Annotated in this window: 2 protein-coding genes; both read right to left on the reverse strand. The window is 56.1% G+C overall.

From position 1 onward, the window contains the following. Nucleotides 1–7 precede the first annotated feature (7 nt). Complete coding sequence (locus tag AC0L3K_RS40555) at nucleotides 8–178, reverse strand: hypothetical protein (protein ID WP_198288278.1); 171 nt, start codon at nucleotides 176–178, stop codon at nucleotides 8–10. Nucleotides 179–353: 175 nt separating this feature from the next. Beyond that, nucleotides 354–722, reverse strand: a complete 369-nt coding sequence (locus AC0L3K_RS40560; protein ID WP_035994456.1) for a response regulator transcription factor — start codon at nucleotides 720–722, stop codon at nucleotides 354–356. Nucleotides 723–1,537 lie beyond the last annotated feature (815 nt).

The following is a 1,537-nucleotide window of genomic DNA, read 5'->3' on the forward strand; positions in this document are numbered from 1 at the left end:
ATCAAGTTCACCGTCTCTTCTTGCCTGCTCGCCTTTTTGACTTCAGAACGTCGGCTTGGCTTTTGAAGGCGCGTGCTAAGGCTTGTAGTTCCTGAGATACCTCAGCATCTGCGACTGCCTTTGCAGCGCGCGCGGCCTTTTCAGCTTGCTTCCGCAGTTGTTTGATCTCCTTCGCCATCGAACACTCCGTTGCGCACCGGACGTTTAGCCGCAGATAATCATATCATCCCGCCGCCCGTGGATAAGTCGGGTGTCAGGGTTAGACCGGACCCGGCAGAGCGCAAGGTTGGACCGCCCCTCTGGACCCCAAACCGACGTAGCGCCCCCGAACGTTCTTGTTCTGGCTGCGCCTGCTAAGCCTGAGCTTTCGATAGGGCATTCAGCAAGTCATCCTGTGCGAACGGCTTGCGTAAATAGGCGATGCATCCGGCGTCCATCGCCTCATTGCGCGTGGCCTCGTCGTCGCTCGCGGTCATGAAGATGACCGGCCACTTCGATCCCGATGCCGCAAGCCGGCGCTGCAGCGCGATCCCCGAAATTCCCCCGAGGTGAATGTCAAGCAGCAAGCAGGTTGCCGTCTGCACGCTGTCGCTCTCAAGCAACGCCTCGGCCGAGGCGAACGTCCGGCTCTCAATGCCGTGGCACGCCAACAGCCGCGCCACGCTCTTCAGAAGGCTCGCATCGTCGTCGATCACGACCACAACTGTCCGCTGCGCCATCATAGCCATGTCCAGCCTGCCTAGGCGTATATGGCCCCCAAGGGGTAGGCCAATCCCTTGATCTGGATCACGGAAAGTCTGCGGGCGCTGATGTCATCACTGGGCCTTGCGACGCGCAGTGCGACTGACCACTGGTAAGTCGTGCGACATGCGGATCTTTTCTTTACAGGCGTCTCTGGTTGCTCAAATATCTTCTGCGGTGGGTCTCAGGGTATCCACCTGGTGCCCCCTCCACATCTGTTACAGGTAGGGAGGCTTCTATGATCCTATTCAGGATAGTCTTCGCACTAACCGCTATCTTGGTAAGCAGAGATGCATTTGCGGAGTCAGGGATGTGGATCGGGACAGCCCCATTTTGCTATGGGTCGCCAGCAGACTGCACTGATCTGGGAATGACATACGTGAAGAGTGATTCAAAAGGGAACGGTGGCAAATGCTGGACCGGAACGAAAGTGTATTGTTCAGGTTATCCCGCCCCTGAAATTGCATTCATGGGTTATGATGCTTGTGACGGTTTTCAATGTCATCGAACGATGTGCGGTTACAATCCCAGTCCGGGTCCGAGGGTAATCGCAAGTGAGTCTTGGTTCTTCTGTCCTGTCTGCGTCAGTGCAAATGTTAGAACGATCATGAGATTGAACAAAGTTCCTAGCGCACAGATTGCGCGTGCTTGTCCGTGGCGATATTTCTAGGTTCGTGATCATCGGGCAGTGCGTAGGTCAGCCACATGATTCCCTTTTTCTCCGATGCAGGTCCGATCCTCGTCGCCGCCGTTGTGCTTGCAATCGCGGCATTTGGATAGGTAGTCACCTAGCGTG

This window comes from Bradyrhizobium sp. MI1.10 (assembly GCF_055811035.1).

Coding starts and splice junctions, on each gene's coding strand:
- AC0L3K_RS40555 (WP_198288278.1), bottom strand. CDS start 178: ATGGCGAAGGAGATCAAACAACTGCGGAAGCAAGCTGAAAAGGCCGCG.
- AC0L3K_RS40560 (WP_035994456.1), bottom strand. CDS start 722: ATGATGGCGCAGCGGACAGTTGTGGTCGTGATCGACGACGATGCGAGC.